We start from the raw sequence: 25983 nt of genomic DNA, 5'->3' as shown, positions 1-25983 counted from the left end.
TGTGGTGTGCCCACCATGCCTAAAATGAGACGGGCCTGCATAGATTGATAGAGAAGCTTGTCATGGCTGTAAAAACGCTGGATTACCGTTCTGGGAGGGAAGAGAAAGTGATTAACAAAATCGTTCTGAGCATGGCGTCGCTGCGGCTAATGTCGGGCAGTATCGAGATCATTGCGGCTCTATTGATGCTGCGCTTCAACCAAATCGATAAGGCACTGATGGTCAACACCGGACTTGCGATGGTGGGTCCGCTGGTTTTACTTACCACGACCACACTAGGGCTGGTGGGGCTGGCGGATAAGCTCTCTTTTAGCAAAATGATTTGGGTATTGGCGGGCGTAAGCTGCATTTTCATCGGCATTGTAAAAAAGTAAATCGTCATAAATATGTCGTCCAAGCATAGACATGTTACAAAGATGGACAGCTTGGAGGGATGAAAAGGATGCAGACGCTTCTCCAGCTTTTTTCTGTCCCGTTGCGCCAAAGACTATTAACTCTACCAACGGAAATTTTACAAGACATACAGGAAATCCGGGTTCGCGAAATGCGCCCCTTGGAAGTGGGTTTCGGCCGGAGTTATGGCTTCGTGCAGTCGGTAGGCGCGGGACTGTGCGCAGAGCCGGAGCGCGCTTACGTGCCGTCACGCGAGGATTGCGCAGTCCTGTTGGAGATGCTCACCCAACACTCTTTATATACATATGAAGAGGAACTGCGCCGTGGTTATATCACGGTGGTTGGCGGGCATCGCGTCGGCCTTGCCGGACGTACGGTGCTGGACAACGGCAAAGTCAAACATCTAAAGGATATCAGCAGCTTCAATATCCGAATCGCGAAGCAAGTAATTGGCACGGGGGAGCGGGCGCTGCCCTATTTGCTGGACGCTCACAGTGGCCCCGGTATACACCACACGCTGATCGTGTCGCCGCCACAGCAAGGTAAAACCACACTTCTCCGGGACTTGGCGAGAATCATTAGCAGCGGGGCATCTGATAATTATACCGGCAGCAGCATTGGCAATGGCGGAAGCGTGGCCGGCAAACATATGGCGATGGGACGGGGCTGCAAGGTGGGAATCGTCGATGAGCGTTCCGAGATCGCAGCCTGCGTGAAAGGTGTGCCACGCTTCGACCTTGGGCCTCGCACCGATGTGTTGGACGGCTGTCCTAAGGCGGAAGGCATGATGATGATGATCCGCTCGTTATCGCCGGATGTCCTGATGGTCGATGAAATCGGCCGCCCGGAGGATGCCGCTGCCATCCATGAAGCGATCCACGCGGGCATACGCGTCATTGCTACGGCCCATGGCCTGCATCAAGAGGATGTCAGACGGCGGCCCGTGCTGAGGGAGCTTCTGGCCGAGGGTGTGTTCGGACGCGTAGTGGTGCTGAACGACCGCGCAGGGTCCGGCTCGTTGGAGGGGGTGTACGATGCTCAAGGGCGCCGGGTTACGCTTGCTGCGGGAGAAGGTAATCATGCCGATGCCGGCCGGAGCTGCTCAGAGGCATCCGGATTAACCGCCGCACCAAAGCCCGATTCGAGCGGCAGTGGCGGACCGAACCGAGTATACCCGGCAGCGGTGATTAGAGGCACACGATGATGAAGCTGTTGGGCGCAATGCTAATATTACTATCCGGCACCTTGTTCGGCTTCTATAAAGCGCAGCAATATTCCCGTCGTCCTAAACAAATGGCGGACGTGATCCGGGGGCTCCAGAGGCTGGAGACGGAAATCGTGTACGGCGCAACCCCTCTGCCTGAGGCGCTGATGCATGTCAGCACAAGTTGTGCGCCACCGGTGCAGCAGTTGTTCCGCTTCGCTGCGGAGGAGCTGGGGCGAGCCGGCGGGAGGTCTGTGCAGTTCATCTGGCGGCAGGCGATTGCTGTGCATTGGAAGCACACCGCAATGCGCAGCGTTGAGCAGGATATGCTAAGCCAGCTCGGCTTCACGCTGGGGCTGTCGGACAGCGCCGACCAAGTGAAGCACATTCGACTGGCGGTCCAACAGCTGCAGGGAGAGATCGAACGGGCGCAAGAGGAGCGCAAGCAGTATGAGGGCATGTGGCGGAGCTTGGGGCTGCTCATCGGAGCGCTCGTCGTGATATTGATGTATTGAACAAGCCGGGCTTTGAACATCTGCGATTAGGTAGACGAAGCCGTCTGGGATGAACTTGTTTGGGAAGCTGTGAAATGGGCAAAGGGCTGCGATGCCGGGGGTGAGGTGCCACGCATGAACGTAGATGTGAACGCGATATTTCAGATCGCTGGGATCGGTATTATTATCGCGATGATACATACCGTACTGAAGCAGATGGGCAAAGAGGACATGGCACACTGGGTGACCGTCATCGGATTTGTTGTGGTTCTGTTTATGGTTGTCAGCCTGCTTGACAGTTTGTTCAAAGAAATCAAAACCATTTTCTTATTCCAGTAGGTGAACTGTCTTGGAGATCATACAAATCGTAGGTCTGGGTCTACTAACCACCGTGCTGGTCCTGATCATCAAAGAACAAAAGCCGATGTTCGCCTTCCTGCTCATCACTTTTACAGGAATTACTATATTTTTGTTTTTGCTGGGTAAAATCTCCTCCGTGATTCAGGTGCTGGAGGATTTGGCCATCAAAGCCAACATCAACATGATTTTTTTAAAAACGATTCTCAAAATTATCGGTATCGCCTATATCGCCGAATTTGGAGCCCAGATTGTGCGGGATGCCGGCCAGGAGTCAGTCGCTGCAAAGATCGAGCTGGCAGGCAAAGTTTTGATCATGGTTATGGCTATTCCGATTGTGTCCGTGATCATTGAAACCGTTATGAAGCTTCTGCCGGCTTAACATTCTATATGTAAAAAGAGGATGCCAGGAGATGACGCTATGACGCCGCTTAAGCTGTGCAAGCCGATCAGCCGATATTGCCGGGCCCGCCCGAAGAAGCCGCACACTGCGCTGAATGCACAAGCCAGACCGCGTTACTTGAAGCTAACGATGCTGCTGTTAATAGCCGTGTACTCTGTGACCTTCGGTTTGCCCGTGTTTAGCGCTGATGCGGATCATCAGGCATTTGCCGCAGCTGCCAGCGGTCCGGTGGAGCAAATCATTCAGGAGCAGGCCGAACGTCTGCAGACGGACCAGGTGGAGCAGTATTGGAATCAACTGATGAACAAATATGGAGGATATTTTCCCGATAGCAAAACCCCGACCTTTGTGGAGCTGCTCACGGGCACCAAAGAATTCGATATGAGCGCGATTTTTTCCGGCATATTGCGGTATTTCTTTCACGAACTGCTGTACAACGGCAAGCTGCTTGCTTCTATCGTTATCCTGACGATGTTCAGCATGGTGCTGGAAACGCTGCAAAGCTCGTTCGAAAAAAATACGGTGAGCAAAGTCGCTTATGCTATCGCCTTTATGGTTCTGATGATTATGGCCATCAACAGCTTCAGTGTTGCAATAGGCTACGCTAACTCAGCGATATCCGACATGATCCATTTTATGCTGGCGGTGATTCCGCTGCTGCTTACCCTGCTGGCGTCGATGGGCAACGTTGTCTCCGTATCGGTGCTTCACCCGCTCATTGTGTTTATGATCCATGCCGTCGGCACGGCAATCTACCTGGTGGTGTTTCCTCTGCTGTTTTTCTCAGCCGTACTGCATATCGTGAGTTCGCTGTCGGACAAATACAAGGTGTCCCAGCTCGCCAATCTGCTGCGGACGGTCAGCATCGGTTGCTTGGGCGTGTTCGTGACAGTATTTCTAGCGGTAATTTCGATCAGAGGGGCGGGCAGTGCGGTAGTGGATGGAGTTACCATCCGGACGGCGAAGTATCTTGCGGGCAACTTTGTGCCGGTGGTAGGACGAATGTTCTCCGAGGCATCGGAAACCGTGATCGGAGCATCGCTGCTGGTAAAAAACGCGGTTGGACTTGCCGGAGTCGTCATCATTATTGTGTTATGCGCATTCCCTGCTTTGAAAATAATGGCGTTAGCCTTGATATACAATTTATCCGCTGCGGTGATGCAGCCGCTCGGGAACAACCCGATCATCACATGTTTGGAAACTATAGGAAAAAGCTTGATCTATGTTTTTGCCGCACTTGCCGCAGTCGGATTGATGTTTTTTCTTGCTCTCACGATCTTGATTACTGCCGGAAATTTGTCGGTCATGATGCGTTGATACTCCAACGCTGATCCAAAGGGGGCGGACAGCAATGGATTGGTTGGCCGGTTGGCTCAAATCGATCATATTGGTCATTCTGCTCGCCACGTTCGTGGATATTCTTCTCCCGAATCAAACGATGCAGCGGTATGTGAAAACCGTCATGAGCCTGTTTATTCTGCTTTGTCTGCTGCAGCCGCTGTTGTCGCTGTTCGAAAAACAAGCCTCGGTCGACCAGCTGATGACGAACGTGGAAACGCTGTTTGAGCGCAATTCCAGCTCCACCGCAATTTCTGCTATGGCCACAGCACAAGGGGCGCAACCCGGTCTGAACACGTTGGCCGGTATACAGGAACAGGCCAAACGATTGAAAGATCAGCACGCGCAGCAGTCCGAGCGTCTGATGCAGCGGCAGATCAGCGATTTGATGAAGCGGGATATTGAGCAGTCTACAGCCGCGGACGTGCTGTCTGTCGAGGTGCAAACAGGCCGGGATGAATCCGGTGAGGTGCAAATCAGGCATGTGCAGGTTGAAGCGGCCGTAAAGGCCCAGCCGGAGGAGGCCGATAAGGCCGCTCCCCAGCCGTCCGCCGTTGAGCCGGTTGTGGTCGAGCAGGTCAAGCCGATACGCATCCGTATCGACCCTCTACCGGAGCCGGCGGCGGCAGGCTCGGGGGACGCCGGGGAAGCAGGCTCCGGGGTGCCGTCGGACGCAGCACAGGAAGCTGCCGCCGAATCCATCGCACAGCAGCAAACGAACATAAAAATGCTTCTGAATAAGCAGTGGCAGGTGCCGCTGGACAGCCTGAGTGTGGTTGTCACAGCCGGCGAACGGTAAACACATGACGAGGGCCGGGGGAGGTGGACTGATGGGCGGTATGATGAAGTGGTTGGAGAAATGGCTTGGCGGCGGGCCGGGCGGAGCAAAGCGCATTTCGACGTTTCGCTGGCTTATGCTGCTGGGTTTGACGGGCGCTGCGTTTATGATCCTTAACTCTTTTATTACGGTAAAAGACGTTGACCCCATTGGTGAGGGCAGGGCTTCCCCGCCTGAAGCTCAGCCGGCTTTCGGCATCACGGGCAGCAAGGAGAAAAGTCTCTTTCGAGACTATGAGGAAGCATACCAAGCGCAGCTAAAGGACATTTTAAGCAAAATTGTCGGCGTGGGTGAAGTGGAGGTCCTGGTGACGATAGATTCGACCGAGCAGGTTACCGTAGAGCGCAACACCAAGGACAGACAGCAGATCACCAACGAAAAAGATCCACAGGGAGCGACCCGTCACATAACAGATGTCGAGCGCAGCGGTGAAGTGGTGCTGTACGAAGTATCTGAAGGCAAACAGCCGCTGATTGTCAACACGATCAAGCCAAAAATCCGAGGGGTGCTCGTTGTTGCCAAAGGGGCCGAAAATTTAACAGTGAAGAAAATGATCACCGAAGCGGTCGCGCGCGGACTGGATGTACCGGCGAGCAAGATTTCGATTCTGCCGAGAAAACAATAGCTTTCGATTACCACCAATCCACATTTTAAGGAGGAAACACGCATGAATTCGAAAAGACAAACAATATGGCTGGTTTCCATGCTCAGTTTAATGGTAGTTCTGTCAGCCTACTATTTGTTCACAGAGGATGTTGACAGCCTTCAGTTCACTTCCACCGGCATCACCGATACCGCTGCTGGCAGCGCCAACGAGATCATCGTAGATACCGGCGATTTGACCGGTGCACCGGCTCCCGCTGGCGCCAGCACCGAAGCTCCCGCCCAATCCAACGCCGATGCGGCAGCCGGCGCTAAGACCGACACTGCAGCAGACGCCAAGACCGATGAGAAGACCAACGCTTCTGTCACACCCGAGGGCAGCGGGCAGCAGACGACACCACAGGCTGCAAGCGGCTCCGAACAGGAAAATACGCCGAAGCCGGACACCGCATCCAGTGCGAAGTCCGATGCGGCTGGGACGGGCGTTTCCAACTCAGCTGACGAGATGAGCGCTGCTGATGCAAAAGTGCTTGAGCAGCTAGCGTCTCAACAGCAGGCGAAGGGCGGAAGCGAATACTTCACCAACCTCGGCTTAACGCGCAATGAAGAGCTGGCCAAACAATCCGAGAAGTGGTTGACTATCATTTCTGATCCTAAGCAAACTGCGGAAGCAGCGGCCAACGCTCAAGCGGAGCTGAGAAAAATACAGGATAATGAAGCCAAAATCACCAGTCTTGAGGAAACATTGACGCAGCAGTTTCCGCAGGCCGTTATTACCGAAGAAGCCAGCAAATGGAGAGTGACGGTTCAAAGCAACAAGCTGGATAAAAGTCAAGCGGTCAACATTGTGGAACAGGTCATGAAAGAAATGGGAGTAGGCCCGGACAAAATCATTGTTCAATATGTGCCTTGAATAAATCAACCGAATAGAGCGTCACATATAAATAGAGTCCAGATTCCTGGGCTCTTTCCATTTCTTTTCTATGTGTTATAATAACAACATTGTTTCACCATCGTTGAAGGAGTGAATGTCGTTGTTTAAACTAAGTGAAATTAAAGAATTGATCAAGCTAGTCGATCAAACTTCTTTACAAGAATTAGAAATCGAGAGTGAAGGCGCGCGACTGTCGATTCGTAAACCTGATAAAACCGACACCGTGGTCGTGAATTCTGCGCCGGTACAGCAGACGTTTGCGCCGCCAACCAATCCGTCCGCTCCGCAACCCGGCGCACAACCATACATACCTGAGCCCGCCGCTGCACCTGCTGCTGTGGAAAAGCCGGTCGCGGCGGACGCCAATTTACATAAAATTGTTTCACCTATGGTAGGAACTTTCTATGAATCTCCGTCCCCGGGGGCGCCGGCGTTTGTTTTCAAAGGCAGCCAGGTTAAGGAAAAATCAATCGTATGTATCATTGAAGCGATGAAGCTCATGAACGAAATCGAAGCGGAAATCAAAGGCGAAATCGTGGAAGTTCTGGTAGAAAACGGGCAGTTGGTAGAGTATGGACAGCCGTTGTTTTTGGTGAAGCCGGAGTAGCTTTGCCGTCGATTTCTCGTTCCGAAGCGGAACCTTATACGTCGTACTTACATATGCCGCCTGCGCTCTGTGACAATTCAGCTTATGCTATCAGAAGCGGGTTAGGGCCGGCGAAACTTTTAGGAGGACACAGAAGTGAAGTTCCAAAAAGTATTGATTGCAAACCGCGGAGAGATAGCCGTTCGCATTATTCGCGCATGCCGTGAATTAGGTATCTCTACCGTAGCTGTATATTCGGAGGCGGATCGGGATGCGCTTCATGTCCGTCTGGCTGACGAGGCATACTGCATCGGACCGACCTTATCCAAGGACAGTTATCTCAATTTTACCAATATTATGAGTGTAGCCACGTTGACGGAAACGGATGCGATTCATCCGGGCTATGGTTTCCTCGCGGAGAATGCGGATTTTGCGGAAATTTGCGAAAGCTGCAACATTACATTCATCGGCCCTTCGCCGGATGCTATAAGCCGCATGGGGGACAAGTCTGTCGCCAAGCAGACGATGAAGGAGGCCGACGTTCCTGTAATTCCAGGCTCCGACGGTCTGGTGGAGGACTTGGATGAAGCTGTACGTATCGGCAGAGAGATCGGTTATCCGGTGATCATTAAGGCGACTGCCGGCGGTGGTGGCAAAGGCATCCGTATCGCGGATAACGAGGAAATGCTGGTTCAGCAGATCACGACGGCCCAGCAGGAGGCACAGAAGGCGTTCGGCAATGCTGGCGTCTATCTGGAGAAATATTTGACAGGTATGAAGCACGTTGAAATTCAAATTTTGGCGGACAAGCACGGTAACGCCGTGCATCTGGGTGAACGTGACTGCTCAGTGCAGCGCCGGCGCCAGAAGCTGGTCGAAGAGGCGCCTTGTCCGATCTTGACCCCGGACATACGTCAGCGCATGGGTGAGGCTGCTGTTCGCGCGGCGAAAGCCGTGAACTACTCCGGGGCAGGCACATTGGAATTTTTGCTGGGTCCGGACGGGCAATTTTATTTCATGGAAATGAATACACGGATTCAGGTGGAGCATCCGGTAACGGAGCTGGTGACACAGGTGGACATCATCAAGGAGATGATCCGGATCGCGGAGGGCGAGCCGCTGTCGTTCAGTCAGGAGGATGTGCGGATCGAAGGCTGGGCGATAGAATGCCGGATCAATGCGGAGGATTCCACGCGCAACTTCATGCCGTCAGCCGGTCAGATTCAATTCTATCTCCCACCGGGCGGATTTGGTGTGCGGGTCGATAGTGCCGCATATCCCGGTTATACCATTTCACCGCACTACGACTCTATGATCGCCAAATTGATCGTGTGGGGCAAAGATCGTGAGGAAGCCATTCAACGTATGAAGCGCGCTCTGTCGGAATTCACGATCGACGGCATTCATTCGACCATTCCGTTTCATCTCAAGCTGATGGAGCATGAGAAGTTCATTGCCGGAGACTTTGACATCAAGTTTATCGAAGAGCATGATGTGAACGACCCTCGGTCATAACTGGTAGTTTGTCATAACAATAGTAAAATGATATAGTATAAACTAAGACAAGTTTTGCGGATTTATGCATATGCATAGAGGGACGCGCGTATTAATCATCATTTTTGCGTTCGTAAAACTTCCAAGGAGGCACGGACTATGACAAGCATTGCTGCCGATTATGAAAAGACGGACATAGGTACGATTCAGATCGCACCCGAGGTTATCGCGATCATCGCAGGCATGGCTACTATTGAGGTCCCGGGTGTGGCGGGCATGAGTGGAGGGTTCGCCGGAGGTATCGCTGAATTTTTGGGACACAAGAATTTATCCAGAGGAGTCAAGGTGGATGTCGGACAGCGTGAAGCTGCGATCGATGTTTCAGTCGTAATTGAATTCGGCACTCGCATTCCCGAGGTTGCATCGGGCGTGCAGCACAATGTCAAGCAAGCCATTGAATCAATGACGGGACTGAGTGTGACCACGGTCAATGTGCATATCCACGATGTGATTTTCAAAGCCCCGGAAAAAGTGGAAGAAACCGAAGTTGTGCCAAATCGGGTGAAATAAAAACGAAATAAAGTTTTGGCTAACCCCCTTCAAAACTGCAAGGGGGTTTCCTTTAATTCGGAAGGAGCCGGTTCCGTGATCAAACTCGTTGACAGATTGCTTCTGTTACTATTTAGCCTAACTGTACTAACCGCATCGTGCATATTGTTAGCGTACGCGCTTGGGTGGATTCCTTTTGAAACTGTCGGCCGGCTCGCGCATGGAGTGTACTATGATTTGGGCACCGCACTCATATTCATTTCTTTACTGATCGTGGTGGCCTTAGTGAGCATTCGTTTTTTATATGTCTCTGTGCGCCGAGGCAGGTCCAGCGCCCCTTCCATCGATCAGCGCACGGATTTTGGCGACATTCGCATTTCCATTGAGACGGTGGAGAATTTATCCTTGAAGGCTGCGCGGCGCACCCGCGGTGTCAAGGATCTGAAGGCGAGAGTGAGGGTTAGTCCGGCAGGACTGGAGATCACCATTCGCGCGATCGTCGATGGGGAAAGCTCCTTACCGCAACTGACGGAAGAGATGCAGTCCGCGGTCAAAACCCATATCGAAGAAATAACCGGCATTCCGGTTGCTGCCGTCAGCGTGTTTATAGCAAACATCCAGCAATCATCTCCTACGTTTAAAAGCCGAGTGGAATAGAGGTGGGTTCCCCTATGTGGAGACAAATCTGGGAACACCTGTGGACCGGGCACCGAGGTAAAACCATTGGCGCAGCTGCCGGTGTTTTGCTTGGGCTGATCTACTTGCTGTGCGGACTCTGGCATATGTTAATTTTTGCCCTAATCGTATATACTGGTTATTATATAGGGAAACGAATAGACCGTGGCCAAACGCCAATTCCCGTTGAAGACATGTTGCGATGGCTAATGGACAAATGGAGATTAAGATGAAATCCCTGGGTCATTCCAAGGATTTTTTTGTTTCATGTACGGTAATGCGTGCGAAGTCAGTTTCGCTTACGCGAAACTAAGCGGATGCTTACGAAGTCAGTTTCGCTTGCGCGAAACTCTTAGGAGGAAAAAAAGAATGAGACGAAGATTGGCAAGGGAGCTGGCGCTACAAAGCCTCTACCAAATGGAAATGAACGGAGTGGACGCCACCGATGCGATCACACACGTAGTAGAAGAGGCACAGACCGACGACGAGGGTCAGCTGAAGCAGTCCAAAGATGTGATAGAACCGGAAGACGTTCGCGCACTGGTACAAGGTACCATCAACAACAAGGACCGCATCGACCAGCTGCTGTTGGATTATTTGAAAGGTTGGCAAATGGACAGGCTGTCCCGGGTTGACCGCGAGGTTTTACGTCTGGCTGCTTACGAGATGGTATATCGGGAGGACGTGCCCCCGAAAGTCGTAGTTAATGAGGCGATAGAGTTAGCGAAGCATTTTGGCACAGAAGAATCGGGAAAATTCGTCAACGGCGTACTTGGTAAAATGATTAAGGAAATCGAGGAGATCAAAGCAAAAAGCTTATAAATTTCGGATGAGGGGGACATCGTCATGCCAGCACAAGTCATTAACGGAAAAGAAATCGTCAGCGCTTACCGCACGGAGATTAAACAAGAAGTGGAACGGTTGACGCAGCAGGGAGTGCAGCCCGGCCTCGCAGTTATTTTGGTCGGTGAAGATCCGGCTTCTCAAGTGTATGTACGCAATAAGGCGAGAGCATGCGAAGAGGCCGGAATCTACTCGGAAGTGCACCGTTTGGCCGCTGCTACTTCGGAAGCCGAAGTGTTGGACCTGATCGGACAGTTGAATGACAATGCGCGAATTCACGGGATACTGGTGCAGTCACCGCTGCCGGCACATATCTCTGAGGAACAGGTGGTGGAGGCAATTGCTGTCGAAAAGGATGTGGATTGCTTTCATCCGGTGAATGTCGGCAACCTCATGATCGGCAAAGACGGCCCTGCACCATGCACACCTGCGGGAGTCATCGAAATTTTGAAAAAAGTCGGCGTCGAAATCGCGGGCAAGCATGCGGTAGTGATCGGTCGCAGCAACATTGTCGGCAAACCGATGTCTATTTTACTTCTGCGTGAAAATGCAACCGTCACGGTATGCCATTCCAAGACGGCCAACATGGCTGAATTTACCCGACAAGCCGATATTTTGGTCGCTGCTGTGGGCAAACCAAAGATGATCAAACGCGAGCACGTCAAGCCGGGGGCCGTAGTCGTCGACGTTGGCATCAACCGTTTGGATACTGGAAAACTCGCCGGTGATGTGGATTTTGACGATGTGCTTGATGTGGCCAGCTATATCACACCCGTCCCGGGCTGCGTAGGGCCGATGACGATCACGATCCTGCTCAGGAACACGCTCGAAGCGGCCAAACGCGCGGCGCAGGCGAAAGCGACTGTGTAATTTATGAAACCAAAAGACATTTACTCGATCAAGGATCTAAACAGATATATCAAAATGCGGCTCGAAAGCGACGGTATCTTACAGGATGTCTGGGTGCGCGGAGAGATTTCCAACTTCACTCATCATTCCAGCGGCCATATGTATTTCACATTGAAGGACGCGGACAGCCGGTTGAAAAGTATTATGTTTAGAACACATAATCAACGGCTGGGCTTCATTCCGAGAGAAGGCACCAAGGTGCTCGCCCGCGGCAACATCTCTGTCTATGAACGGGATGGACAGTATCAATTTTATGTCACCCAAATGCAGCCTGACGGTATCGGCAGTTTGTACTTGGCGTTCGAACAGCTCAAGAAGAAGCTTGAAGGCGAAGGTCTCTTCGCTCTTGCGCGCAAAAAGCCGATTCCTCGGTACCCCAAAGCAATCGGGGTGATCACTTCGCCCACAGGCGCAGCGGTGCGAGATATTATCATCACGCTGCAGCGCCGTCATCCGAATGTACCCGTGCTGCTCTATCCGGTGCTTGTGCAGGGGACTCAGGCTGCTCCATCCATAGTTAAAGCTATTCAGGCGATGAATCAAATGAACGAAGTGGACGTGCTTATCGTCGGACGGGGCGGCGGTTCCTTGGAAGAATTATGGGCGTTCAATGAGGAATCCGTGGCCCGCTCGATTTTCGCTTCAACGATTCCCATCATTTCGGCCGTCGGCCACGAGACGGATTTCACTATCGCCGATTTTGTAGCCGATCTGCGGGCGGCGACACCTACCGCGGCGGCTGAGCTCGCTGTGCCCCACCATCAGGAGCTGCGGCAGCAGCTCACTTATTTGCGTCAGCAGCTGCACAGCGGTTTGACGCGGCAGTTGACCCGCAGCCGTGAGCGGTTGAGCCGGGCGCAGCGGTCGCCGTCTTTGCAGAATCCTCGCCGGCAGCTGCTGCTGCAGCCTACACAAAGACTGGATCGGACCAGGGAGCAGCTGTCATACAAAATGAGAGCCCGGCTAGCAAGGCTGCAGGAACGGAGCATGAAGCTGGATAGGCGGCTATCCGCATTTAATCCGAAGGAACAAACGGTGTTCGCGCGGCGGCGTCTCGGCAGTTCGGTGCGCCAACTGCACCAGGCGATGCAGACGACGAAAAAACATAAGCGGCAGGATCTGCTGGCAGCCATCAGGCAGCTGGACGCGCTAAGCCCGCTCAAAGTAATGCAGCGGGGCTACAGTCTCGTGTATGACGAAAAGGAAAAGCAATTGATTAAATCCATTCAGCAAGTGCAAATCGGGGACGTTTTGAAGCTCAGATTGATGGATGGTAAAGTGGATTGTCATGTGTGGTCAATGGAGGAGAGACAAAATGACAAAGCAGGAAACGACGCCTAGCTTCGAGCAGGCGATGGATAAGCTTGAGGAGATCGTATCGCTGCTGGAGAGCGGGGACGTGCCTTTGGAGCAGGCTATTGAACTGTTTCAAGAAGGCATGAAGCTCTCGCAGCTGTGCGGTCAAAAGCTCGAGCAGGTCGAAAGAAAAATTGAAATATTAATGGAGCAAGAGGACGGCCTTGCCAAGAAACCATTTAACCCCGCATCCGATGAGAAAGGTGAATAGCAATGAGTGCTGGTTTATCGATAGAGCGGTACATTCAAATGAAAGCGGAACAGGTGGACGCGGAATTGCTCGAATCGCTGCCGGGCATCTGGAACGTTCCGGAAACATTAAGAGAATCTATGATGTATTCGCTTTTGGCCGGTGGGAAAAGACTGCGGCCGATTCTTGTCCTTGCCACAGTGGAAGCATTGCAGGGCAGTACGGAAGCGGCGCTGCCGGTAGCTTGCGGAGTTGAAATGATTCACACCTATTCACTGATTCACGATGACTTACCAGCGATGGACAATGATGATTATCGCAGAGGCAAATTGACGAATCATAAGATTTATGGAGACGCTATGGCCATTCTTGCCGGGGATGCTCTGCTGACACATGCGTTTTACTCCATCGTCCAGTCATATCGTTCCTATGGCGTTCCGGCGGATAAAATCGTCGACATTGTCGAGGATCTAGCAAAGCTCGCCGGGGCACCCGGAATGGTTGGCGGTCAAGCGGCGGACATGCAGGGTGAGCAGGGGATAACCAAGCTCGAGGAGCTGGAGTATATACATTTGCACAAAACGAGCGATTTAATCGTGTTTTCGTTGAAAGCAGGCGGCCACCTTGCCGGTGCTACAGCCAAGCAGCTGCAGGCGTTGGAAAAGTTCGGCACAAACATTGGGCTCGCATTCCAGATCCAGGACGATATTCTTGATCTGATCGGTGAAGAAGACAAAATAGGCAAGCCGGTGAAAAGCGACGAAAAGCAGCAAAAGGTTACCTATCCGTACTTTGTCGGCATCGAGGCTTCCAGGGACAAGGTCAATGAGCTGACTGAACAAGGAAAACAGGCTATTGCGGCCGCTCACTTTCCTAATCCGGACAGGTTGCTCGAGCTCGCCGATTATCTGACGCAAAGAGACCATTGACAGGCGACCTTTGACGACTGACGCCGCGTCGAATTGAGACGCCTGTTGGACTGTGCTATAATGGGGAAGATTTCATAGGTATTTGGGCTTCTTATCCAGCAGCTGCACTCCCTTCTGATGAAGGATTGTTATACGGACACATACGGTGGAATGAAGCGCGGATTGCCGTTTTGGTATCCCAAACAAGGAAGCGAGGAAACACAAAGTGCTGCTTGAACATATTAACGAACCAAAAGACTTGAAACGACTGTCCATAGAGCAACTGGAACAACTGGCTTCGGAAATCCGACAGTTTCTTGTTGAAAAGCTTTCGGTCACCGGCGGACACCTCTCGCCTAACCTTGGGGTTGTTGAGCTCACTATTGCATTGCATTACCTGTTTAACAGCCCTCACGACAAATTTATTTTTGATGTGGGGCATCAGTCTTATGTCCACAAAATATTGACCGGACGTATGGACAAATTTGATACCTTGCGGAAATATAAAGGGTTATGCGGCTTTATCAAAAGATCGGAGAGCGAGCATGACGTCTGGGAAGCGGGGCACAGCAGCACCTCTTTATCGGCAGCGATGGGTATGGCCATTGCTCGTGATTTGAAGGGCGATGACAATCGTGTTGTCGCTATCATCGGTGACGGTGCTCTAACGGGCGGCATGGCTCTGGAAGCGTTGAATCACATCGGCCATGAAAAAAAGAATTTGATGGTGATTCTCAATGACAATGAGATGTCGATCGCCCCGAATGTCGGCGCGCTGCACAACTATTTGGGCAAAATTCGCTCGGATAAGCACTACGTTAAAGTAAAAGAAGAAATCGAACATTTAATTAAAAGGATTCCCGCTATCGGCGGCACTCTAGCCAAAACGATGGAAAAGCTGAAGGACAGCTTAAAGTATGCCATCGTGCCCGGTGTGCTGTTCGAAGAGTTGGGCTTTACTTATTTGGGACCGATAGACGGCCATAATCTGCCGGCATTGCTCGAGACGCTCCAGCAGGCGCAGAACGTTGAGGGACCCGTCATGGTGCACGCGCTCACGCTGAAAGGGAAAGGGTATTCGCCTGCTGAGGCTGACTCGCATGCATGGCACGGCGCCAGCCCTTATAAGATCGAATCGGGTAAAATGCTGAAAGCGGTCGGACCGCCCATGTACACAGAAGTCTTCGGCAGTACGCTGATCGAGCTGGCGCGTGAGGACGATCGCATAGTGGCGGTCACTCCAGCTATGCCGGGCGGTTCCGGCTTGCTGAAATTTGCGAAGGAATTCCCGGATCGCATGTTTGATGTGGGGATTGCCGAACAGCATGCGGCTACACTGTGCGCAGCGCTGGCCAGTGAAGGCATGAAGCCCGTTTACGCCGTGTACTCAACATTTTTGCAGCGGGCGTATGATCAAGTGGTGCATGATATTTGTCGTGCTAATCTCAATGTCATGTTCGCTATCGACCGCGCCGGGTTTGTCGGCCCTGACGGAGAAACCCACCAGGGAGTGTATGATATCGCCTTTTTGCGGAGCATCCCGAATATGGTACTGATGATGCCCAAGGACGAGAGCGAGCTGCGGCACATGATGAAAACAGCGCTGTCCTACAATGAAGGTCCGATAGCAGTTCGTTATCCGAGAATTAGCGGACAGGGAGTTCCGATGGATGATACACCACGTGAGATACCAATCGGTACTTGGGAGGTACTCCGCCAAGGAGATAGCGCGGTTGTGCTTGCCGTCGGCCCTATGATAGCAGCGGCTTTGGAAGCCGCCGAACAGTTGAGCAAAGAGGGAGTCCACTTGCGTGTCGTTAACGCGCGCTTCATTAAGCCTTTGGATACGGCAATGCTGATGCAGCTGGCTGACGAGAATATACCGATCATCACAATGGAGGAAGGCGTGCGCTTGGGCGGCTTTGGCAGCAGCGTGCTGGAATACTACGCCAACCAGAATGTGTACGGATTGCAAGTGAAAGTTCTCGGCGTGCCGGACTACTTTGTAGAACACGGCTCTGTCAAGGAACAGAGAACGGAAGTCGGACTGACTGCTGAAGATCTCGTCGCCGAGGTGAAATCGCTCGTGCCGCGTAAGCGGCAGCATGCGTAAGCAGTGGAGCTGAATATAGGAGTAACAGCATATCATGGCAGCAGATAAGGAAAGGTTAGACGTATTGCTCGTTGAGCAGGGTTTCTTTGAGTCTCGGGAAAAAGCCAAGGCCTCCATTATGGCGGGACTTGTTTTGGTGGATAACGAACCGGTAGATAAGGCTGGCACGAAAATCGCCAGATCGGCGCAGATTATTGTTAAAGGGGCCATCCACCCGTATGTGAGCCGGGGTGGATTGAAGCTGGAAAAAGCGCTGAAGCAGTTTTCCATCGACGTGACGGGTGTGACGATGCTGGACATTGGAGCATCCACAGGGGGATTCACCGATTGCGCGCTGCAAAACGGTGCAGCGTATGTGTATGCGATTGACGTTGGTTACAATCAGCTGGACTGGTCCCTGCGCAACGATCCGCGCGTGCGGGTAATGGAGCGGACGAATTTCCGCTTTATGCAGCCCGGGGATTTGCCGGGACCGCAGCCCTCGTTTGCCTCTATCGACGTCTCGTTTATATCATTGAAGCTGATTTTGCCTCCTTTAAAAGGATTACTGTCCGACGCAGGGCAGGTCGTGGCGCTTATCAAGCCGCAGTTTGAGGCCGGACGGGAGAAGGTGCCGAAAACGGGGGTCGTCAGAGACGCGGCGGTGCACACCGAGGTGCTGCACACTACACTCAGCTTCGCGGCCGAGGCCGGGTTCGTGCTGAAGGGGCTGACATTTTCGCCGATCCGCGGCGGCGAGGGGAATGTCGAATTCTTGGCGTACTTCACCTGCAACACGGAAGAACCGCATCCACCGACGGATCTCGTGGAGGAGTGGATCCGAGAGGCGGTTAATGACGCACAAAAGCTGCAAAACTCATCAGGCTGATGAGTTTTTTTGTTTAAACTGGAGGAAATTGACATCGCGTGCTCGAATAAGTAACATATCGAGGTGGTGTGTGCCATGGAGACCGGAGATGGCTTGATCGTCGTGCTTATCGCCCTCGTGTTGGGCGCGTGGCTCTTTATTTATGTGCGGGGCAAACTCAAAGAGTCGCTGTATCCGCTGGGTATTGACATACCGGCGCATGAACCGGTGAACGAGAACGAAGTAACCAATCTGCTCACGGCGCACGGGTATGAAGTCATCAGCGGCAAGCAGCGTATTCCGATAGAAATCACGGTGAACGAGGACGAGCCATTGGGCAGCCGGCTGTTTATAGATTACTTTGCGGAGAAAGACGGAATTTATTATACTGTGAAGATAGCCAAGGAACGCAAGCCGCTGGAGATGACGGGCAGCTCACTGCGAGACCGCCTGTTGATTTATCACTTGGTTTATCCGCAAACGGCGGGCGTGTTATATGTTGAACTGAACCAGCGCAAAATCAATATAATCACCTTCGAGCTGCACGCGGAGGAGGTGGGTTGAACGTAGTGCGCAGGCTGATATAGTAAGTGTGCCTGCAATCATCGCCATATATGCTGTATGAATACGCTTTTCTGCCGGGCAAGTTATGGTAATAGCTGAGATACGCCGCTGCATTGACGAGTGGTATCTATGGGAACTTTTTCAGGGAGGTAAAGATGAAAGGCCAAAGACACATCAAAATCCGCGAGATCATAACCAACAATGAGATAGAGACGCAGGATGAATTGGTGGAGCAGCTTCGTGCCGCCGGTTTTCCCATCACACAGGCAACGATCTCGCGAGATATCAAAGAACTGCATCTCATCAAGGTACCTCTCGATGACGGGCGTTACAAATATTCGATGCCGGCCGACCAGCGATACAACCCGGTGAATCGTTTGAAAAGAGCTCTGAACGACCATTTCGTTCATATCGATCACACGGACAATCTGGTGGTACTGAAGAGCTTGCCGGGAACTGCGAATGCACTTGGGGCATTGATCGACAGCCTGGAGTGGACTGAGATTATGGGAACCATCTGTGGGGATGACACGATTCTTATCATTTGCCGAAGCCAGGAACAGCGCTCCAAGGTCGTTGATCAAATATTGTCTATGCTGAGTTAACGGGAGAGATAGGTATGCTGCTTGAAATGTCTATTAAAAATCTAGCCGTAATAGAATCGGTCCATCTTTATTTTAGAAAAGGGTTTCATGTGCTGACCGGGGAGACAGGCGCCGGTAAATCCATCATTATTGATGCTTTAACATTAATCGCCGGGGGCAGAAGCTCTGCGGATTTGGTCCGATACGGGAGTGACAAGGCATATATCGAGGCATTGTTCCAGATTGAGAAGGGCCATCCCGTGTGGGACACGCTATCGGAATTGGGCATCGATGCGGATTCCGAGGAGCATCTGATTATTCGACGCGAAATAACGTCACAGGGAAAGAGTACCAGCCGGATCAACGGCCAGCTGGTCAATCTCACAGGGCTTAAATCGGTAGGGGAATGGCTGGTTAACATTCATGGTCAGCATGAGCATCAGTCATTATTTAGGGTGGATCAGCACATTCGCTGGCTGGATCTGTTCGGCGACAATGCGATAGGCTCGCTAAAACAAGAATACCGCCAAGCCTTTCAAGACTATACACAAATCCGCAAAAGCCTAAAAGAGTTGGAGGAGACCAGCAAACGGTCGCTGCAGATGTTGGATTTGTACCGTTTCCAGGTGGAGGAACTTACAGCGGCAGATTTAAAATTGGGCGAGGACGAATTATTAGCTGACGAAAAGCGCAAACTATCGAATGCGGAGAAACTGTTCCAAAGCGCCGCCGAGTCATACGATGCCATTTATGGCGGAGGTCAGGGTCTCGACACGATCGGCAAGGTGGTGCAAAAGCTGCAGGATATCGCACCGCTGGACTCGGACAAACTGCAGCCGCTGGTTGAGCAGGTGCAGAGCGCGTTTTATCAGCTGGAGGATGCGGCTTATCAAATTCGGGATTACCGCGATCATATCGAGTTTAATCCGGACAGGCTTGACGCTATTGAACAACGTTTGGATACCATGGCCTCATTGCGCAGAAAATATGGAGAAACCACCGCGGATATACTGGCCTACTTAAATAAAATCCAGCAGGAGCTGGAAATGATAGAAAATAAAGATGAGAAAATGCAGGAACTGAAAAAACAGCAGGAGCAGGCTTTAACGGTTGTCCGTTCTTTGGCGCGCAGGTTGTCAGAACAAAGGGAACGTATAGCTGAGCGGCTGGCCGCTGAAATCGTAGCGGAGCTGAGAGATCTGCATATGGAAAGAACGCAGTTCAAGGTGCAGATCGGCTTCCGTGAAGACGCGCTTACAATTGACGGCGGCAATCAGGTGGAATTCCTGATATCAGCCAATCCGGGCGAACCGCTGCGTTCGCTGAGTAAAATCGCCTCGGGCGGTGAAATCTCCCGCGTGATGCTTGCTTTGAAATCTATTTTTGCGCGTATCGATCGCATTCCCGTGCTCGTGTTCGACGAAGTCGACACCGGAGTGAGCGGCCGAGCAGCGCAGGCCATCGCCGAGAAAATGTCACGGCTGTCCAGCGCCTGCCAAGTGTTCTCGATAACGCACTTGCCGCAGGTTGCATGTATGTCCGACGCGCATTTTCTAATACAGAAAACAACCAACGACGAAAGAACATTCACCCACGTAGAAGACTTGCAGCAGGAAGGGCGAATTCATGAGTTGGCTCGTATGCTGGGCGGGGTTGAAGTGACGGAGACGACGCTCCATCATGCTCAAGAAATGCTTGATATGGCAAACGAAAAAAAGGCAAGGATGTTAAGCTAAGCGTGGGATCATTTGCAGTTATAAAACGAAAGGTGTGGGGTTACCTTAAGTGTACGCAAAAGCGGTACTCTTCATGCCGCTGAGCCAAGGAAGCAAGGGAGCGTGACACCATGAGTGGCAACCAAAGAAAGAGAATCATTGGCTTAATGCTCGTCTTCTTCGTTTGTCTAGGCAGTTTGTCCACACCTTTCCAGAGCTTCGCGTCGTTTCCTGAAGAACTGCGGCTGTTCCCCGGTCAGCAGACGAATCTGCAGTTGTCCATGCCCGTCAATGCACAGCTGACCGTCAATAATCCGGAAATTGTGAAAGTTAACGGATCGGCCAAGCACTCATTCCAGGTAGATCTCCATAATCCGATTTCGTTGGAATCCTACAAAGCAGGCCAAGCTGAAATGAAGCTTAAACTCTTCGGCACCATTCCTCTCAAAACGGTAAAGGTCAATGTCGTCCCCGACCTGAAAATCATACCCGGTGGCCACACCATCGGCGTCAAACTGAAATCTGCAGGAGTATTAGTTGTTGGCCATCATTTGGTTACCATCGCGGAAGACAAGAAGATATCTCCCGGGGAAGACGCCAAAATCCAGCTAGGCGACTTAATCGTCAAAATTAACGGCAAACCGTTAACCGACGTCAACAAGGTGTCTGAGTTAGTGAATGACTCAGGAGAAAGAAAAAAGGCTCTTACGCTGACAGTGAACCGGAACAGCGAGCTTATGGATGTGCAGATCACACCGGCCTACGACGTGGTCGATAAATCGTACCGGCTTGGCCTCTATATTCGTGATTCAGCGGCAGGCGTGGGCACGTTGACGTTTTATGCGCCTGACCAAGGAGTGTACGGGGCGTTGGGCCACATTATCACCGATATGGACACCCAGACGCCGGTGGTGGTCGGTTCCGGAGAAATCGTACACTCGAACGTCACCTCCATCTCCAAAAGCCAGAACGGCGAGCCTGGCGAGAAGCGGGCTCAATTTTCCAAAGAAAGCAAAGTGCTTGGTTCGATCGAGAAAAACACCCAGTTCGGCATTTTCGGTAAAATGAAGGAACTGCCCGAGCACAGCTTCACTGAAGAAGCCCTGCCCGTGGCGTTCGCGGAGGAGATCAAGGAAGGGCCCGCTCATATTTACACTGTCGTGAACGCTCAGAAGGTGGAGCAATTTGAGATTGAGGTTGTGCATGTTGCCAAACAGGAATTTCCCGCGACAAAGGGTATGGTGATCAAAGTGACGGACCCGCAGCTGCTTGCGAAAACCGGCGGCATCGTGCAAGGCATGAGCGGAAGCCCGATCGTTCAGAACGGCAAGGTCATCGGAGCCGTGACTCATGTATTCGTAAATGATCCGTCCAGCGGCTACGGCTGCTTCATCGAATGGATGCTGCAGGACGCCGGAATAATGCTGCGTACCAATGAACCGACCGAGCTGAAGGCGAGTTAACCCGCGCTTTCAGCTTCACTTTTGTTAGTTTGCCACCGGATTTGTCGAAAGATGTATAGTTTTGGGGTAAATTTATTATTATAAAATAAAATAGAAAATAAATCTATAAAAATAATTTTCGACAGAAGGAATTTTATAACAGATGTCGAAAGTATACATGTAGAGATAAAACATGCTAAATTACACTTTGTGCTGCCATCTGAAGGAGGAAAAAACGTTGCAAACGATCGAAGTTTTATTAGCCGACGATAACCGGGAGTTCACTAACTTACTTTCCGAATTTATCGATGAACAAGACGATATGCATGTCGCAGGCGTCGCGTATAATGGGAACGATGTTCTGCGCTTGATTGAGCAAGGTACGCGTGTTCCTGATGTTCTGATTCTAGATATTATTATGCCGCATCTTGACGGTCTTGGCGTGCTCGAAAAGCTGCGTGAGATGGATCTTAATCCGCAACCGAAGGTTATCATGCTTACTGCGTTCGGTCAGGAAAATATTACACAGAAGGCGGTTCAACTCGGGGCGTCCTACTACATATTAAAGCCGTTTGACATGGAGATATTAACAAACCGAATCCGTCAGCTGGTGTCCACAAACCAGAGCAACTCGGTCATGTCGTCCGGCACCAGCTACAGAACGAATGTGGTGCAGCTGCCCAAAGGAAAAAATCTGGACGCCAACATTACCACAATCATTCATGAGATTGGCGTGCCTGCACATATCAAAGGTTATCAGTATCTGCGTGAGGCGATCACCATGGTCTACAACAACATTGAGATTCTGGGGGCGATCACGAAAACGCTTTACCCTGCCATTGCGGAGAAATATAAGACTACCCCGAGCCGTGTGGAGCGTGCGATTCGCCATGCAATCGAGGTTGCCTGGACGCGTGGCAACATAGACAGCATAAGCCACCTGTTCGGTTACACGATCAACATCAGTAAAGCAAAGCCTACCAACAGTGAGTTCATCGCCATGGTGGCGGATAAGCTCAGAATCGAGCATAAAGTCTCGTGAGAGGGTAAGGAGCAGTGAGCTTGGAGTCAGACGCCAGATGTAGGGTGGCGAATGCAGTCAGTTTTTATGGAGTTTCTCCGGCCGTCATGAGGAGATACGCTTGTGCATTAACGTCTGATAAATCGTATTGATTTTCGGGCGTTTTTTTTATGTATGAAGGATAAGGCCTGCGGTAGGAGCATAGGGGCAAGCGGCGCCCCTATGCTTGTTTTGCATGCGGGAAGTGGGAATTTTTGCTGGCCAGTGCGTCAGAGTTGCTGAACCCTGGCCGCCGCGTAGAACGGGTGGTACTAGATGAATTTAGTACTATGCACAGCCAAAAAAAGGATTAAACTATGGTATAAGAAATGAATCACCTGTGAACTGCGCATCTACGCGGCGCCTACACAGTGAAAGTCAGGGATGAGCATATGTGGACATGAAGAAGAGGTTATCCATCTTGCGGAAACACGAAACTGAATGTTATAGTGTGTGCCTGTATTTGCTGCAGTGCGAACGCATGGCGTGCGAAGCGGCAAAGGATGCGCTCTGGCATCTAATGAGGTGCGACTCTTTTTTCGCAGCCGAGAGGAGCGCGCAAAAGCAGTTGCTGCGTGAAGAGTCGATGAGGTCGGCGCTTGAGCAGAGGAAGAAACTTGTATGCACCCGCTGATTGTTGGGCAGATGAAGTGCAGCCTGCACTTCTGAATACTAATTTGCGGACTCGCGCTCTATGCCGGGAATTGTAATAGTGAACGTGGTCCCTCTGTGTTTCTCGCTATCCACCCGCACCTGCCCACGCAGTTCCTTGATCACATTGAAAATAAGCATCATCCCCAGGCCCGTGCCTTTCTCACGCTTAGTTGTAAAGAACGGCGTGCCGAGTTGGCTTATCTCCGCTTGGGTCATGCCGATTCCCGTATCCTTCATGCAGATGACCAGTTGGTCGCCTTGCCGCTGCGAGTGGATAGTTAACAGGCCGCCGGCCGGCATAGCTTCTATGCAGTTTTTGCTGAGGTTGATGAAACATTGGCGCAGCCTTTGCCGGTCGGCATTCACAAAATGCGGCTCCTGTATGTGCACCTGCATCTCCACCTGCTGAAAAAGCGCGTACGGCGCCATGACCGACACGATATAGTTCAATTCGTCAGCTATGTTCAATTTTTCAATTTCACCCTCATGGTCCTTAGCTAGACTGAGATAGTCGGTTATAATCTTCTGTGCGCGCTCTAGTTCAGCCAACGACAATTCAATGAATTGCGTCTTTTTTTCCTCTGTCAGGTCGATACCGCGCAGCAATTGAATAAAGCCTTTGGTGACCGTGAGCGGATTTCTTACCTCATGTGAGACGCTCGCGGCAAGCTCGCTAATGACTTTCAATTTCTCGGATTGCACGATCTGTTCTCGCATTTTGAAATTACGCCGCATCATTTCTACAAAATAAATCGTAAGCCAGACGCTGACCGCGTGGATACTAATGTACTGTAGAGCAAATACGGACAAATCTGCGCTGACACTGCTGTTGGTAACAGTCAACGAACCCAGCACGAGAATAGAATACATGATAGCCAGCAGCGTGCCGTATGAAACTCTTTGTTTCGCATTCCAGGTTCGGTAACGCGCACGCAGCATCATGATCGACACATAGGACATCAACCCCATCATGATGCTTAACAGCAAGCCGTCACCGCCAATGAGCGCACGGTAGCCCAGCAGCGTCACAAGCAGTACCAGGCCGACTCGCAATCCGCCGTAGAGCATGCCTATAATGAAAGGAACATGTCGCAAGTCGAAGAAATATCCTTGGGATGAGATATAGGGGAAGCTCATACACAGCAGCAGAGAAGTAGCCGCCAGTGCGCAAATGAACCACGGGCTCTGGATGTTTCTTTGATAACGGTCCAGCCAAAACATCTGGTAGAGAAAGAGAGGGAAGAGAATGAAGAACAAATTGAGAATAAGTTTGTATGTTATTTCGCTATCCATCTGAAACTCCCCGCTGCTAATAGTATTTTTATTATCAGTGAATTTGGTAATATTAACAAGTAGTATATGTAAGGTAATTATTTACATAGCTGTTAAATGAAAATGCTTACTTATAATTTTCACAATCCTGTCACATTCGTGCGACAAAGTTTTACAACCATTTACACCGTTTTGTTTTATAATGTCCGTAAAAAAACAAGAAACGGAGAATAAACGAATGAAACCGCTCATACTGGAAAAAATCGAAGAATTACGTCTGCAAATGATGGAACAAGCATTGGTGCATGGAGATCTCACAGATGAACACGTGGTTGCCCTCAGCCAACAGTTGGATACATATATTGTAGTCTACCAAAAGTTATAACAGCGGACGCCTATGTTAATGCGGCGCTGGGCAAAAAAAGCCCGCTCGTTAAGGTATACACCTTTCTGAGCGGGCTTTGTTGCGGTCAGCCGGTGACTTGTGCGGATGCGTTGCGGGAGGGAAGAGTGGGAGCGTCATCCGAGTACGATTCTTCGGCCCATTCCAGCCATCCTTCGGGCAGTTGTTCGGCAATGCGCGGACGCAGCTGCGGAAACGAAGCGGCAAGATCATGAATCAGCTTTTCGTAGGTTTGGAGTATGCCATCGAAATCCAGTCCGACGTCCTCCATCAGCAGTTCCCTCAATGCCGTATCGTTGTCCGTAAAGTGGCGATACAGTAAGCCATCATAGATTTCCGCAATCAGACCGTCCTCAATACGAACAATTTTTTGACATGATTTTTGCATTGGACCTACTCCTTACGCTAAGATAGGTCTGATTATAGCACGTGAAAAGTGAATAAAATGTAGAATATTGTAAACTAATCTGTAAAATTTTAATTATTTTGGGAGGAAATATGGTTTTTGATTATGTTGAATTTGACTCAGCCGGTGACAAGGACATTACAATTCTGGTTGGCTGTCGTTTTGCCGATGAGCCTGAAGAACTGTATGTGGTTGAAGTGCGTGCGCTAAAGAACGGACTGCTCAACGACTGGAGGTTGCTGTTTAACGGAATGGACTGCAAGTACGACTTTAAGCCGGACGAACGCGCAGCGGTACGTGACTACTTGCACTCTGTGGTTCCCACTACTGAATATGCGCAATGGTTCGAGGGAAGCTTAACTGTATGATGCGTCGGCAGTTTTAGCAGAGTGGGGGATATGTGCGTGAACACCGGATTATTGAATAAAAAGGTAGATTCGTACAAAATCGGCGTCGGCCGAATGAACGATAATATGCCAAAAATGGTAGATGCTTATCACCATTTTACGGCAGCCTGCTTCGAAGGGGGCGCGCTGTCGGAGAAACAGAAGCATTTGATCGCACTCGGCATAAGCTTGTTCGCGAACAATGAGGTGTGCACGTATTATCATGTGCAGGAAGCCGTTGCCAAGGGTGCTTCCGAGGCGGAGATCATGGAGGCCGTCGCGGTTGCTGCGGCGGTAGGCAGCGGACATAGCATGGCACAAGGTGTCACACGCGTCCAAACCGCATTGGATTCGTTAGGCGTAGCCGCACCCCAGTAGTGGGCGATGGAGAGTTTATGCCATACGGCGCTCCAACAACATTGAGACCATGTCGAGCAATCCGGGACCAATGCCTGTGATTGTT

The 25983-nt window shown here is 51.2% G+C and carries 31 protein-coding genes; 29 read left to right on the top strand and 2 right to left on the bottom strand.

Features of this window, described 5'->3' with window-relative positions; genetic code table 11:
- Positions 1-107 precede the first annotated feature (107 nt).
- The 26 genes from CBW46_RS06615 (at position 108) to spo0A (ending at position 22381) form a co-directional block, all read left to right on the top strand.
- On the top strand, positions 108-374 hold the full coding sequence (locus CBW46_RS06615) for a YqhV family protein (protein WP_089199360.1): 267 nt from the start codon (positions 108-110) through the stop codon (positions 372-374).
- 68 nt (positions 375-442) lie between these two features.
- Positions 443-1597 carry a stage III sporulation protein AA gene (gene spoIIIAA, locus CBW46_RS06610; protein ID WP_089199205.1) on the top strand — a complete coding sequence of 385 codons (1155 nt, stop codon included), beginning with the start codon at positions 443-445 and terminating at the stop codon, positions 1595-1597.
- Entirely contained in the window at positions 1594-2112 is a 519-nt protein-coding gene (spoIIIAB, locus tag CBW46_RS06605; RefSeq protein WP_089199204.1) for a stage III sporulation protein SpoIIIAB, read from the top strand. Before spoIIIAA ends, spoIIIAB begins: the two co-directional genes overlap by 4 nt.
- A gap of 114 nt (positions 2113-2226) precedes the next feature.
- Entirely contained in the window at positions 2227-2430 is a 204-nt protein-coding gene (spoIIIAC, locus tag CBW46_RS06600; RefSeq protein ID WP_089199203.1) for a stage III sporulation protein AC, read from the top strand.
- A 10-nt stretch (positions 2431-2440) separates the two neighbouring features.
- Positions 2441-2830 (top strand): stage III sporulation protein AD, encoded by a 390-nt coding sequence (gene spoIIIAD / locus CBW46_RS06595; protein WP_089199202.1) that lies wholly within the window; start codon positions 2441-2443, stop codon positions 2828-2830.
- A gap of 150 nt (positions 2831-2980) precedes the next feature.
- Positions 2981-4168, top strand: coding sequence for a stage III sporulation protein AE (gene spoIIIAE, locus CBW46_RS06590; RefSeq protein ID WP_089199359.1), 1188 nt, complete (start codon positions 2981-2983; stop codon positions 4166-4168).
- 34 nt (positions 4169-4202) lie between these two features.
- Positions 4203-4988, top strand: a complete 786-nt coding sequence (gene spoIIIAF / locus CBW46_RS06585) for a stage III sporulation protein AF (RefSeq protein WP_089199201.1) — start codon at positions 4203-4205, stop codon at positions 4986-4988.
- 31 nt (positions 4989-5019) lie between these two features.
- On the top strand, positions 5020-5652 hold the full coding sequence (gene spoIIIAG, locus CBW46_RS06580; RefSeq protein WP_089199200.1) for a stage III sporulation protein AG: 633 nt from the start codon (positions 5020-5022) through the stop codon (positions 5650-5652).
- A gap of 42 nt (positions 5653-5694) precedes the next feature.
- Positions 5695-6543 (top strand): SpoIIIAH-like family protein, encoded by an 849-nt coding sequence (locus CBW46_RS06575; protein WP_089199199.1) that lies wholly within the window; start codon positions 5695-5697, stop codon positions 6541-6543.
- Positions 6544-6664: 121 nt separating this feature from the next.
- Positions 6665-7171: an acetyl-CoA carboxylase biotin carboxyl carrier protein gene (gene accB, locus CBW46_RS06570; RefSeq protein ID WP_089199198.1), complete on the top strand. Its 507-nt coding sequence runs from the start codon at positions 6665-6667 to the stop codon at positions 7169-7171.
- Between the two features lie 135 nt (positions 7172-7306).
- Positions 7307-8665, top strand: coding sequence for an acetyl-CoA carboxylase biotin carboxylase subunit (accC, locus tag CBW46_RS06565; protein ID WP_089199197.1), 1359 nt, complete (start codon positions 7307-7309; stop codon positions 8663-8665).
- A 138-nt stretch (positions 8666-8803) separates the two neighbouring features.
- Positions 8804-9214: an Asp23/Gls24 family envelope stress response protein gene (locus tag CBW46_RS06560; protein WP_089199196.1), complete on the top strand. Its 411-nt coding sequence runs from the start codon at positions 8804-8806 to the stop codon at positions 9212-9214.
- A gap of 75 nt (positions 9215-9289) precedes the next feature.
- The gene (gene amaP, locus CBW46_RS06555) at positions 9290-9850 is read left to right on the top strand and encodes an alkaline shock response membrane anchor protein AmaP (RefSeq protein WP_089199195.1); all 561 of its coding nucleotides are present in this window, start codon (positions 9290-9292) and stop codon (positions 9848-9850) included.
- Between the two features lie 14 nt (positions 9851-9864).
- The gene (locus tag CBW46_RS06550) at positions 9865-10101 is read left to right on the top strand and encodes a DUF2273 domain-containing protein (RefSeq protein WP_089199194.1); all 237 of its coding nucleotides are present in this window, start codon (positions 9865-9867) and stop codon (positions 10099-10101) included.
- A gap of 136 nt (positions 10102-10237) precedes the next feature.
- The gene (nusB, locus tag CBW46_RS06545; RefSeq protein ID WP_089199193.1) at positions 10238-10690 is read left to right on the top strand and encodes a transcription antitermination factor NusB; all 453 of its coding nucleotides are present in this window, start codon (positions 10238-10240) and stop codon (positions 10688-10690) included.
- A gap of 24 nt (positions 10691-10714) precedes the next feature.
- Positions 10715-11581, top strand: a complete 867-nt coding sequence (gene folD, locus CBW46_RS06540; RefSeq protein WP_089199192.1) for a bifunctional methylenetetrahydrofolate dehydrogenase/methenyltetrahydrofolate cyclohydrolase FolD — start codon at positions 10715-10717, stop codon at positions 11579-11581.
- 3 nt (positions 11582-11584) lie between these two features.
- The gene (gene xseA / locus CBW46_RS06535) at positions 11585-12961 is read left to right on the top strand and encodes an exodeoxyribonuclease VII large subunit (protein ID WP_089199191.1); all 1377 of its coding nucleotides are present in this window, start codon (positions 11585-11587) and stop codon (positions 12959-12961) included.
- Positions 12936-13187, top strand: a complete 252-nt coding sequence (xseB, locus tag CBW46_RS06530) for an exodeoxyribonuclease VII small subunit (protein WP_089199190.1) — start codon at positions 12936-12938, stop codon at positions 13185-13187. The genes xseA and xseB overlap by 26 nt, the downstream gene beginning before the upstream one ends.
- Positions 13188-13189: 2 nt before the next feature.
- On the top strand, positions 13190-14095 hold the full coding sequence (locus tag CBW46_RS06525) for a polyprenyl synthetase family protein (protein ID WP_089199189.1): 906 nt from the start codon (positions 13190-13192) through the stop codon (positions 14093-14095).
- A 205-nt stretch (positions 14096-14300) separates the two neighbouring features.
- Positions 14301-16187 carry a 1-deoxy-D-xylulose-5-phosphate synthase gene (gene dxs, locus CBW46_RS06520; protein WP_089199188.1) on the top strand — a complete coding sequence of 629 codons (1887 nt, stop codon included), beginning with the start codon at positions 14301-14303 and terminating at the stop codon, positions 16185-16187.
- Positions 16188-16221: 34 nt separating this feature from the next.
- Positions 16222-17055, top strand: a complete 834-nt coding sequence (locus CBW46_RS06515; protein WP_089199187.1) for a TlyA family RNA methyltransferase — start codon at positions 16222-16224, stop codon at positions 17053-17055.
- Positions 17056-17130: 75 nt separating this feature from the next.
- Positions 17131-17598, top strand: a complete 468-nt coding sequence (locus tag CBW46_RS06510) for a hypothetical protein (RefSeq protein ID WP_089199186.1) — start codon at positions 17131-17133, stop codon at positions 17596-17598.
- 155 nt (positions 17599-17753) lie between these two features.
- The gene (ahrC, locus tag CBW46_RS06505) at positions 17754-18203 is read left to right on the top strand and encodes a transcriptional regulator AhrC/ArgR (protein WP_089199185.1); all 450 of its coding nucleotides are present in this window, start codon (positions 17754-17756) and stop codon (positions 18201-18203) included.
- Between the two features lie 14 nt (positions 18204-18217).
- Complete coding sequence (gene recN, locus CBW46_RS06500) at positions 18218-19918, top strand: DNA repair protein RecN (RefSeq protein ID WP_089199184.1); 1701 nt, start codon at positions 18218-18220, stop codon at positions 19916-19918.
- A gap of 110 nt (positions 19919-20028) precedes the next feature.
- On the top strand, positions 20029-21360 hold the full coding sequence (gene spoIVB / locus CBW46_RS06495) for a SpoIVB peptidase (RefSeq protein WP_089199183.1): 1332 nt from the start codon (positions 20029-20031) through the stop codon (positions 21358-21360).
- Between the two features lie 217 nt (positions 21361-21577).
- A complete protein-coding gene (gene spo0A, locus CBW46_RS06490) occupies positions 21578-22381 on the top strand; it encodes a sporulation transcription factor Spo0A (RefSeq protein ID WP_089199182.1) in 804 nt (267 codons plus the stop codon).
- A gap of 690 nt (positions 22382-23071) precedes the next feature.
- Here spo0A and CBW46_RS06480 read toward each other — a convergent pair.
- Complete coding sequence (locus tag CBW46_RS06480; protein WP_089199180.1) at positions 23072-24346, bottom strand: sensor histidine kinase; 1275 nt, start codon at positions 24344-24346, stop codon at positions 23072-23074.
- 217 nt (positions 24347-24563) lie between these two features.
- On the opposite strand from CBW46_RS06480, the gene CBW46_RS06475 reads away from it, so the two are divergent.
- Positions 24564-24710, top strand: coding sequence for an aspartyl-phosphate phosphatase Spo0E family protein (locus CBW46_RS06475; RefSeq protein WP_117434370.1), 147 nt, complete (start codon positions 24564-24566; stop codon positions 24708-24710).
- A gap of 85 nt (positions 24711-24795) precedes the next feature.
- On the opposite strand, the gene CBW46_RS06470 is transcribed toward CBW46_RS06475, so the two are convergent.
- Complete coding sequence (locus CBW46_RS06470; RefSeq protein ID WP_089199178.1) at positions 24796-25116, bottom strand: hypothetical protein; 321 nt, start codon at positions 25114-25116, stop codon at positions 24796-24798.
- A 110-nt stretch (positions 25117-25226) separates the two neighbouring features.
- On the opposite strand from CBW46_RS06470, the gene CBW46_RS06465 reads away from it, so the two are divergent.
- Both CBW46_RS06465 and CBW46_RS06460 read left to right on the top strand, forming a co-directional pair.
- Positions 25227-25502 carry a hypothetical protein gene (locus tag CBW46_RS06465; protein ID WP_089199177.1) on the top strand — a complete coding sequence of 92 codons (276 nt, stop codon included), beginning with the start codon at positions 25227-25229 and terminating at the stop codon, positions 25500-25502.
- 93 nt (positions 25503-25595) lie between these two features.
- A complete protein-coding gene (locus CBW46_RS06460; RefSeq protein ID WP_243633214.1) occupies positions 25596-25898 on the top strand; it encodes a carboxymuconolactone decarboxylase family protein in 303 nt (100 codons plus the stop codon).
- Positions 25899-25983 lie beyond the last annotated feature (85 nt).

This window comes from Paenibacillus xerothermodurans, assembly GCF_002220865.2.
GTDB classification, from domain to species: Bacteria; Bacillota; Bacilli; order Paenibacillales; family NBRC-103111; genus Paenibacillus_S; species Paenibacillus_S xerothermodurans.
The sequence above is the reverse complement of the archived record's forward strand: the minus strand, read 5'-3'. Positions and strand labels throughout refer to the sequence as shown.

Excerpts from the sequence above, each read along its gene's own strand:
- spoIIIAA (WP_089199205.1), top strand. The coding sequence starts at position 443 with ATGCAGACGCTTCTCCAGCTTTTTTCTGTCCCGTTGCGCCAAAGACTA.
- spoIIIAB (WP_089199204.1), top strand. The coding sequence starts at position 1,594 with ATGATGAAGCTGTTGGGCGCAATGCTAATATTACTATCCGGCACCTTG.
- spoIIIAC (WP_089199203.1), top strand. The coding sequence starts at position 2,227 with ATGAACGTAGATGTGAACGCGATATTTCAGATCGCTGGGATCGGTATT.
- spoIIIAE (WP_089199359.1), top strand. The coding sequence starts at position 2,981 with ATGCTGCTGTTAATAGCCGTGTACTCTGTGACCTTCGGTTTGCCCGTG.
- spoIIIAF (WP_089199201.1), top strand. The coding sequence starts at position 4,203 with ATGGATTGGTTGGCCGGTTGGCTCAAATCGATCATATTGGTCATTCTG.
- spoIIIAG (WP_089199200.1), top strand. The coding sequence starts at position 5,020 with ATGGGCGGTATGATGAAGTGGTTGGAGAAATGGCTTGGCGGCGGGCCG.
- CBW46_RS06575 (WP_089199199.1), top strand. The coding sequence starts at position 5,695 with ATGAATTCGAAAAGACAAACAATATGGCTGGTTTCCATGCTCAGTTTA.
- CBW46_RS06560 (WP_089199196.1), top strand. The coding sequence starts at position 8,804 with ATGACAAGCATTGCTGCCGATTATGAAAAGACGGACATAGGTACGATT.
- CBW46_RS06550 (WP_089199194.1), top strand. The coding sequence starts at position 9,865 with ATGTGGAGACAAATCTGGGAACACCTGTGGACCGGGCACCGAGGTAAA.
- nusB (WP_089199193.1), top strand. The coding sequence starts at position 10,238 with ATGAGACGAAGATTGGCAAGGGAGCTGGCGCTACAAAGCCTCTACCAA.
- folD (WP_089199192.1), top strand. The coding sequence starts at position 10,715 with ATGCCAGCACAAGTCATTAACGGAAAAGAAATCGTCAGCGCTTACCGC.
- xseA (WP_089199191.1), top strand. The coding sequence starts at position 11,585 with ATGAAACCAAAAGACATTTACTCGATCAAGGATCTAAACAGATATATC.
- xseB (WP_089199190.1), top strand. The coding sequence starts at position 12,936 with ATGACAAAGCAGGAAACGACGCCTAGCTTCGAGCAGGCGATGGATAAG.
- CBW46_RS06525 (WP_089199189.1), top strand. The coding sequence starts at position 13,190 with ATGAGTGCTGGTTTATCGATAGAGCGGTACATTCAAATGAAAGCGGAA.
- CBW46_RS06515 (WP_089199187.1), top strand. The coding sequence starts at position 16,222 with ATGGCAGCAGATAAGGAAAGGTTAGACGTATTGCTCGTTGAGCAGGGT.
- CBW46_RS06510 (WP_089199186.1), top strand. The coding sequence starts at position 17,131 with ATGGAGACCGGAGATGGCTTGATCGTCGTGCTTATCGCCCTCGTGTTG.
- ahrC (WP_089199185.1), top strand. The coding sequence starts at position 17,754 with ATGAAAGGCCAAAGACACATCAAAATCCGCGAGATCATAACCAACAAT.
- recN (WP_089199184.1), top strand. The coding sequence starts at position 18,218 with ATGCTGCTTGAAATGTCTATTAAAAATCTAGCCGTAATAGAATCGGTC.
- spoIVB (WP_089199183.1), top strand. The coding sequence starts at position 20,029 with ATGAGTGGCAACCAAAGAAAGAGAATCATTGGCTTAATGCTCGTCTTC.
- CBW46_RS06480 (WP_089199180.1), bottom strand. The coding sequence starts at position 24,346 with ATGGATAGCGAAATAACATACAAACTTATTCTCAATTTGTTCTTCATT.
- CBW46_RS06475 (WP_117434370.1), top strand. The coding sequence starts at position 24,564 with ATGAAACCGCTCATACTGGAAAAAATCGAAGAATTACGTCTGCAAATG.
- CBW46_RS06470 (WP_089199178.1), bottom strand. The coding sequence starts at position 25,116 with ATGCAAAAATCATGTCAAAAAATTGTTCGTATTGAGGACGGTCTGATT.
- CBW46_RS06465 (WP_089199177.1), top strand. The coding sequence starts at position 25,227 with ATGGTTTTTGATTATGTTGAATTTGACTCAGCCGGTGACAAGGACATT.
- CBW46_RS06460 (WP_243633214.1), top strand. The coding sequence starts at position 25,596 with ATGAACGATAATATGCCAAAAATGGTAGATGCTTATCACCATTTTACG.